Below are 8,786 nucleotides of genomic sequence, written 5' to 3'. Positions count from 1 at the left end.
GAGGCAGTTCGTCGAGTTCGGCACGCAGTTTGCTTGTCCCCGCGGCGTTTTGGCCCATTGAGCGGAAAGATTCGGCGAAGGGACTGCGCTCGGCGAACGCCGTCAGCCACGGCGCACCCGTGATCGGCGCATACCCGGTGTAGCCGCGGTCGTGGCGTAGCAGCGCTTCCAACGCGTAAGCGCCGTCGTCGGGAGCGATAGCAACACCGCCGCCTTCAGCCAGCGCGGTGGCGCGCCCGATCTCGGCCCATGCGCCCCAGGCGATCGTAGTCGCCGGCAGCCCCTGAGCACGGCGCCACCGGGTGAACGCATCCAGCCAGCTGTTAGCCGCCGCGTAGGCGCCCTGTCCCGGCGCGCCCACCAGCGCGGCCGCCGAGGAGAACGAGCAGAACCAGTCCAGCGGCTGGTCTGCGGTCGCAGTGTGCAGGTTCCACGCTCCGTAAACCTTTGGCGCCCAGTCACGTTCGACGAGCTCATCGCTGATGTTGGCCAATGTGGCGTCCTCGATTACCGCCGCGGCATGCAGCACACCTCGCAGCGGCAGACCGGTGGCGGTCGCCGTGGCCACCAACCGCTGTGCCGTACCAGCCTCAGAGATGTCACCGCACTCCACCACGACATCGGCACCCATCCCCCGGATGCGATCAATAGTGTTGAGCGCCTCCGGTGTTGGCTGCGAACGCGACGACAGCACGATGCGCCCGCAGCCCGCCCCATCCGCGGATGCAGCCATCTTCTCGGCCAAGAACAGGCCCAGGCCACCCAGCCCACCGGTGACGATGTAGGCACCGTCGCGGCGGAAGACATCGACCTGGGCCGGTGGCACCACCACGCGGCTGGACCCGGTGCGCGGGATGTCGAGCACGAGCTTGCCCGTGTGCTGGGCACCGCTCATCACCCGAATAGCCGTGGCAGCCTCGGAAAGCGGATAGTGCGTGCTCTCCGGCATCGGTAACACGCCCTCGGCGGTGAGCTGGTACACCCTCGTCAACACGTCGCGCAGCCGGTCGGGGTGGGTGACGGTCATCAACGCCAGGTCGACGCCGTAGAACGCGAGGTTGCGGCGGAACGGGAAGAGCCCCAACCGGGTGTCGCCGTAGATGTCGCGCTTGCCGATCTCGATGAATCGTCCCCCGAAGGACAGCAGTTCCAGGCCCGCGCGTTGAGCGGCGCCGGTGACCGAGTTGAGCACGATGTCGACGCCGTAGCCTTCGGTGTCGCGGCGTATCGCATCGGCGAACTCCACGCTTCGCGAGTCGTAGACGTGCTCAATACCCATGTCGCGCAACAGCTGTCGGCGCTCCTCGCTGCCCGCGGTGGCGAAGATCTCGGCTCCTGCGGCGCGGGCGATGGCGATCGCCGCCTGTCCCACACCTCCCGTCGCGGAATGGATCAACACCTTGTCGCCGCTCTTGATGCGGGCCAGGTCCTGCAGGCCGTACCAGGCAGTGGCCGTCGCGGTGGTCACCGCCGCCGCCTGCCCATCGGACAGCCCCGTCGGCAACGCCACTGCCAGGCGCGCGTCGCAGGTGACAAATGTGCCCCAACACCCGTCGGGGGAAAGACCCCCGACATGATCGCCGACCTTGTGGTCGGTGACGTCTGGACCGACCGCAGTCACGACTCCGGCGAAGTCGGTGCCCAGCTCCGGTAGCCGCCCCTCGATAGCGGGGTAGCGGCCGAACGCCACCAGCACGTCGGCGAAGTTGATGCTGGACGCGGTGACCGCGACCTCTATCTGTCCCGGTCCGGGCGGAACCCGGTCACATGCAACGAGTTCCAACGTCTGCAGATCACCTGGTGTGCGGATCTGCAGGCGCATCCGGTCGCGCTCATGGTTGGCGATGGTGGTTTTGCGCTCCTCGGGAAGCAGCGGAGCAAGGGACAACCGCGCCGTATACCAGGCGTCGTTTCGCCAGGCGGTCTCGTCCTCTTCGGAGTCGCCGAGCAGTTGCTGCGCCAGCCGTTCGGCGTCGGTGGCTTCGTCCATATCGATCTGGGCGACGCGCAAGTGCGGATGCTCGGTGCCGATCACCCGCAACAAGCCCCGCAGCCCGGCCTGCTCCAGGTTGGGTCGGTCGCCGGCCAGCACCGCCTGGGCATTGCGCGTCACGACGTAAAGACGCGGCGATTCGCCAGAAATCTCCGGCAATTCCCGCGTGATGCGGACCAGATGCTGCACATACTCGCGGCCCAGTCGCGGGGACTGGTCGTCGGCGTCCCCGTTCTTCGGTCCGGTCAGGATCACCACACCGTTAAATCCACCGGCCCGCAGATGATTTGCCAGCTGTTCTCGGTTGGATGCGTAGTCGGCCTGCGGTGGCCAGCACATCGTGGCGCATTGCGCACCATGGTTTTTCAGGACATCGGTCAACTTGGTGGCCACCACGTCCGCGGTAGCGGTGGTGCTGATCAGCAGCCAGGCCCCGGCCTCGACGTGTTCCGCGTCGGGCAATTCGCGGTGCCGCCACTCGATGGTCAGCAGCCGCTCGGCCAGCAACCGGTCTTTGTGCGCGTTCCCGGAGAACCTGGTGCCCCACCGCGCGCCCTGCAGGCTGAGCAGGACCGCGCCGTGCTCGTCGAGCAGTTCGAAGTCGGCATCCACCCCGGACGTATCGGCTTTGGTCACCCGTGCGTAGCAGTAGCTGGCGTTGCGAACCGGACCGTAGATGCGTATCCGCCGGGCACCCAGCGGCAAGCCCAACACTTCTTCGGCCAGGGTCCGGACTTCCGGATGCGCCTCGATGGTTTGGAAGCAGGTATCCAGCAGCGCCGGGTGCACGCCGTACGCATCTTGTTGCGAGCGGATTTGGCGGGGCAGCGCGACCTCCGCCAGGACGGTGTGGGTTTCGCCCTCGCCGGTGTGCACGGTGCCGAGAGCGGTGAACGCCGGACCGAATTGAACTCCACGCTGGTCGAGCCGCGCACGCACGTCGGCGCCTTCCTCACGACCCGGATGCCCGGCAAGCAGCGCGGAGATATCGCGCGTCGGCGGTTGCTCGTCCTCGCCGCCCTGCAGGACCGCGGCAGCGTGCCGCACTTGTTGGCCGCCCTGGCTGGTCTCGACGGTGAAGTCGGCGACGCCCGGCGACGACAACGTCACCGATGCGCCGACGGTCGTCTGCTCATCGAGCCGCAGCGCTTGCTCGAAGCGGATGTCGCGAACTTCAGCGGCCTCGCCGAAGACGGCGTGAGCCGCGGCGAGCGCCATCTCGCAGTACGCCGCACCCGGGAGTACGGGCACATTGCGGATTTGGTGGTCGGCAAGCCACGGCTGGGCGGCGGTGCCGACCTCTCCTTGCCACACGTGGCGCTCCGGTTCTTCGTGCAATTGCACATGCGGGCCCAGCAGCGGATGCACGGAAACGGTGCAACCGCCGTGTATCTGGGACTCCTGATTGTCGCGGCTCCACATCAGGTGACGGTGCGTCCAGGTCGGCAGTGGCGCATCGACCAGCCGTCCGCCCGGATAGAGCACGGAGAAGTCGACCGCGGCGCCCGCATTGTGCAGGTCCGCCACGAAGCCCCGCAGCCCGTAGGGCAGCGGCTGCTCCCGCCGCATGGCGGCCAGAGCGGCCAGGGGCATGTCGAGGCCGCGGGCGGTCTGCTCCAAAGCATGGGTGAGCAGGGGATGCGGTGAGAGCTCGGCGAAGACCCGGTAGCCATCCTCTAGTGCGGCCTGTACCGCCGCAGCGAACCGCACCATGCGGCGCATGTTGTCCGCCCAGTAGCGCGCACCGCAGACTGGTTGCTCGCGCGGGTCGAACAGCGTCGCCGAATAGAACGGAACTTCCGGCGACATCGGGTTGAGGTCTGCGAGCGCTTGGGTCAGCTCGTCGAGGATCGGATCGACTTGAGGCGAATGGAAAGCGACGTCGGTGGGGACCTCGCGGGCCATCACATCACGCTGCTGCCAGGCCGCCACCAGATCGTGAACATTCTGGGCGGCGCCGGCAATCACCGTGGACTGCGGTGAGGCCACGATCGCCACCACCACATCGGTGATCCCGCGGGCGGTCAGCTCCGAAAGCACCTGCTGGGCCGGCAGTTCCACCGATGCAGTAGCACCGGCACCGGCGACGCGGGACATCAGCTGTGAGCGTCGGCAGATCACCCGGAGCCCGTCCTCCAGCGACAGCGCACCCGCGGCAACAGCTGCCGCGGCCTCACCGAGCGAGTGCCCGATGACCGCGCCCGGACGCACCCCGTAGGACTTCATGGTGGCGGCCAAGGCGACCTGCATGGTGAACAGCGTCGGTTGGATGCGGTCTTGGCCGGTCACGACTTCAGCCGCCTTGATCGCCTCGGTCACCGAGAACCCGGACTCGCGGGCGATCACCGGCTCGGCTTGCGCGACGGTGGCGGAAAACACCGGCTCGTTGGCGAGCAGTTGTGCGCCCATTGCCGCCCACTGCGAACCCTGCCCGGAAAACACCCACACCGGTCCCCGGTCATCTTGGCCGACCACAGGCTGATACGGCGTATCGCCGTCGGCGACCTCCCGCAACGCCTCACTGAGCTCCGACCGGCTGCTCGCAATCACGGTGGTGCGCACCGGACGGTGTGCGCGTCGACGCGCCATCGTGTAGGCCAGATCCGGCAACGCCACGTCGTCATGCGCCTGCACCCAGTCAGCGAGCCGGCCGGCGGTGCGGCGCAGTTCGTCGGCTGAGGTCGACGACAACGGGAACAGCAGCGGCGATCGCAAGCGCGACGAAGCCGGATGCAGCGGGTCGTCGCCAATGAGCTGGGGTGTCGCCGTTGCCTCCGCTTCCCCGTTGTGCTGCGCACTGGTTTCCGCGGTCTCAGGAGCTTGCTCCAAGATGGCGTGGGCGTTGGTCCCCGAGAACCCGTACGCCGACACCGCCGCCCGTCGCGGCGTGTGTCCGTTCGTCGGCCACGGCGTATTTTCTTGCGGCACAAAGAGATTGGTCTTGATTTGGTTCAGCTCGTCCGGAAGGTGGCTGAAGTGCAGATTTCGCGGGACGACGCCATGCTGCAGAGACAGGACGGCCTTGATCAGACCCAACGTGCCTGCGGTGGACTGGCTGTGCCCGAAATTGGTCTTCGCGGCTGCAAGCGCGCAGGGCCCATCGATGCCGTAAACCTCTGCGAGGCTGGCATATTCGATCGGATCGCCAGTGGGGGTACCGGTGCCGTGCGTTTCCACCATGCCCACACTGGCCGCGTCGACACCCGCCGTCGCCAATGCAGCTTGGTACGCCGCGACCTGCGCTTCCCGCGACGGCGTGGTGATGGTTACCGTGCGGCCATCGTTGTTCAACGCGGTGCCGCGCACCACAGCCAATATCCGGTCACCGTCGCGCAGCGCATCCGGTAACCGCTTGAGCAACACCACGGCACAGCCCTCGCCGGCCACGAACCCATCCGCGCCGACATCGAAGGCATTGCAGTGTCCGGTCGGAGACAGCATGCCGCCCGCTGACCCCGCGGAGAACTTGCGCGGATCCAGCGCAACCGCCGAACCGCCCGCCAGTGCAAGGTCGCATTCGCCGTCGTGCAGACTGCGGCACGCCATGTGCACCACGACCAAGCCGGCCGAGCATGCGGTATCCACCGTCAACGCGGGACCATGCAGTCCCAGGGCGTAGGAGATCCGTCCTGAGGCCATGCAGTAACCGTTGCCTAGAAATCCGTACGGCCCTTCCAAGGCGTGGGCATCGGCGGCCAACAGTTGATAATCGTTATGGCCCAAAGCCACGTACACACCGGTGTTCGAGCCGGCCAGCCCGCCCGGGTTGAGCCCCGCGTGCTCCACAGCCTCCCAAGAGGTTTCCAGCAACAACCGGTGCTGCGGATCGATCGCGGTGGCCTCTGCCTCACTGATCCCGAAGAAATCCGCGTCGAAGCCGCCGACGTCGTCGATGAAGGCCCCCCACTTCGTCACCGAACGGCCCGGCACCCCGGGTTCGGGGTCGTAGTACTCGTCGGCGTCCCAGCGCTCCGGCGGAACCTCGGTAACCATGTCAGCGCCGCGCAGTAACGTCTCCCACAGCAGCTCAGGCGAGTCGATACCGCCGGGCAGCCGGCATGCCATACCGATGATCGCAACCGGAGTCACCGACGCAGTGCCGTTGTTGGTCGCAGCATTCGCCGAGGGTGAGCGGTCCGTACGATCATCGAGCGCCCCGAACGAAACCATTCCGCCTCCTCACAGCAACGACTCTGTAGCCTGTGCGCTCATTGACGCGTGGCACCCGCTTAGCCTCCCGCGATGCCTACGTCGGCACTACTCGTTCCCCTCCGATTCGAATTTGTACTGTAGGCGATCGCTGCTCACTGGGTGATCGGTTCTGCTCGAAGAGTTACACCTAAGTGACCAAGGAATTGGCTCGCGACGGCGACGGCCACGGTAACCTGACGCGCGTGGTAGACACTTCCATATTGACCTTGCTGTACGAGCGCGCGAGCCTACAGCCCAACGACACGGCGTACACGTTTATCGACTACGAGCAGGATTGGGCCGGGGTTGCGGAAAGCCTAACCTGGTCGCAACTGTATCGACGCACGCTCAATGTCGCTGATGTGCTTCGGCAGCACGGCTCTACCGGCGACCGCGCGCTGATTTTGGCGCCACAGGGACTTGACTACATCATCGCGTTTCTCGGCGCGTTGCAAGCGGGACAGATTGCGGTTCCGCTCTCGGTTCCGCTGGGTGGAGTGGCGGATGAGCGCGTTAGTTCGGTGCTGCATGACGCCTCACCTGCGGTCGTTCTGACGACGTCCGCAGTCGCAGGCACCGTAGCCGAACACATCAAGTTGCAGTCCGGCGAAGCCGCTCCATCGGTCATCGAGGTGAACTCGCTGAACCTTGACGGCCCGATCGGATCCGGTATCAGCTACGAGAACCATCCCCGTACGGCGTATTTGCAATACACGTCCGGGTCGACCCGTTCACCGGCGGGCGTCATGATGTCGCACAGAAATCTTTTGGCCAATTTTGAACAGCTGACGTCTGATTACTTCGCGGACTACGGAAAGGTTCCCCCGCCGGACACCACTGTCGTGTCATGGCTGCCCTTTTATCACGACATGGGTTTGTATCTGGGAATGTGCGGGCCGATTTTGACCGGTCTTCCCGCTGTGCTCACCAGTCCGGTCGCGTTTCTGCAGCGGCCGGCGCGGTGGATGCAACTACTGGCGACCAATAGCCATGCGTACTCAGCAGCACCGAATTTCGCGTTTGAATTGACCGCGCGAAAAACATCGGACGACGACATGGCCGGACTGGATCTGTCCGATGTGCTTGTCATCGCCACCGGTAGTGAGCGGGTACATCCCGCGACGCTGCGGCGTTTCACGCAGCGGTTCGCCCGCTTCAATCTTCGCGAAGCGGCGATCCGCCCGTCATACGGACTCGCGGAGGCAACGGTATACGTTGCGACCCGTAAAGCAGGCCAACCACCGTCTATCGTGTCCTTCGAAACCGAGAAGCTTACCGCCGGAAAGGCGGAGCGCTGCGAAAGCGGTACTGGCACACCGCTGGTCAGCTATGGGATGCCGCAGTCACCGTCGATCCGCATTGTCGATCCCGACACCCGTGTCGAGTGCCCGGCGGGAACCGTCGGCGAGATCTGGGTACACGGCGACAACGTCGCGATGGGCTACTGGCGCAAGCCCGACGAAACTGAAACTACCTTCCGCGGAACGCTCGTCGCGCCCTCGGCAGGCACGCCGGAGGGGCCGTGGCTGCGCACCGGTGACTCGGGATTCGTCTTCGACGACGAGCTGTTCGTCATCGGCCGCATCAAGGACCTGTTGATCGTCTACGGGCGCAACCACTCTCCCGATGACATCGAAGCGACGGTCCAAGAGATCACCAAGGGTCGCTGCGCGGCGATAGCGGTTCCGGATGCACACACCGAGAAGCTTGTCGTCATCATCGAAGCCAAGAAGCGCGGGAAGTCCGACGAGGAGATCGCCGAACAGTTCGCCGACATCAAACGCGAAGTCACCGCGGCGATTTCGAACTCGCACAATCTAAGCGTCGCGGATCTCGTTCTGGTGGCACCCGGCTCGATACCGATTACCACCAGCGGCAAGGTCAGGCGATCCACCTGTGTCGAGCATTACCGGCACGGCCAGTTCACCCGTTTGGACCCTTAGGGTGACAGCCCGGCTTGGCTGCGGCCTCGCCGGCGCCTGCCTGTAGGGCATCGACGGCATAGCGCATGGTCCTGCCGCTAAGCTCAAAAGCGGCACATCACCGGTCTGAACGTCGTCGGAAAGGCATTAGTGCAGGTCACCAGCGTCGGCCATGCCGGCTTCCTGATCGAGACCCGGGCAGGGAGCATCCTGTGCGACCCCTGGGTCAACCCGGCCTACTTCGCGTCGTGGTTCCCGTTCCCGGACAACAGCACGCTGGACTGGGACCGGCTGGGCCAATGCGACTACCTCTATATCTCGCACCTGCACAAAGACCACTTCGACGCGAAGCTGCTGCGTGAGCACGTCGACAAGGACGCGGTGGTGCTGCTGCCGGATTATCCGGTGCCCGACCTGCGCACTGAGCTGGAAAAACTGGGATTTCACCGGTTCTTCGAGACCGAAGACTCGGTCAAGCACCGCGTCGACGGCCCCAAGGGCGCCTTGGATGTCATGATCATCGCGCTTCGGGCACCCGCCGACGGCCCGATCGGCGACTCGGCGCTGGTCGTTTCGGACGGCGAAACAACCGCGTTCAACATGAACGACGCCCGGCCGGTGGATCTCGATGTGCTGGCAGCTGAGTTCGGCCACGTCGACGTCCACATGCTGCAGTACTC

Annotated in this window: 3 protein-coding genes; 2 read left to right on the top strand and 1 reads right to left on the bottom strand. The window is 65.4% G+C overall.

Features of this window, described 5'->3' with window-relative positions:
- On the bottom strand, positions 1-6,163 hold a 6,163-nt coding region (gene pks2 / locus VFA16_RS09070; RefSeq protein WP_324967489.1), incomplete at its 3' end, for a sulfolipid-1 biosynthesis phthioceranic/hydroxyphthioceranic acid synthase.
- 224 nt (positions 6,164-6,387) lie between these two features.
- Here pks2 and VFA16_RS09065 point away from each other — a divergent pair.
- Together VFA16_RS09065 and VFA16_RS09060 are read left to right on the top strand one after the other, a co-directional pair.
- The gene (locus tag VFA16_RS09065) at positions 6,388-8,127 is read left to right on the top strand and encodes an AMP-binding protein (RefSeq protein WP_324967488.1); all 1,740 of its coding nucleotides are present in this window, start codon (positions 6,388-6,390) and stop codon (positions 8,125-8,127) included.
- A gap of 129 nt (positions 8,128-8,256) precedes the next feature.
- Positions 8,257-8,786 (top strand): MBL fold metallo-hydrolase (locus VFA16_RS09060; RefSeq protein WP_324967487.1); only part of this gene is annotated, 530 nt, incomplete at its 3' end.

The organism is Mycobacterium sp., from assembly GCF_035653355.1.
Classification (GTDB): Bacteria; Actinomycetota; Actinomycetes; order Mycobacteriales; family Mycobacteriaceae; genus Mycobacterium.
The sequence above is the reverse complement of the archived record's forward strand: the minus strand, read 5'-3'. Positions and strand labels throughout refer to the sequence as shown.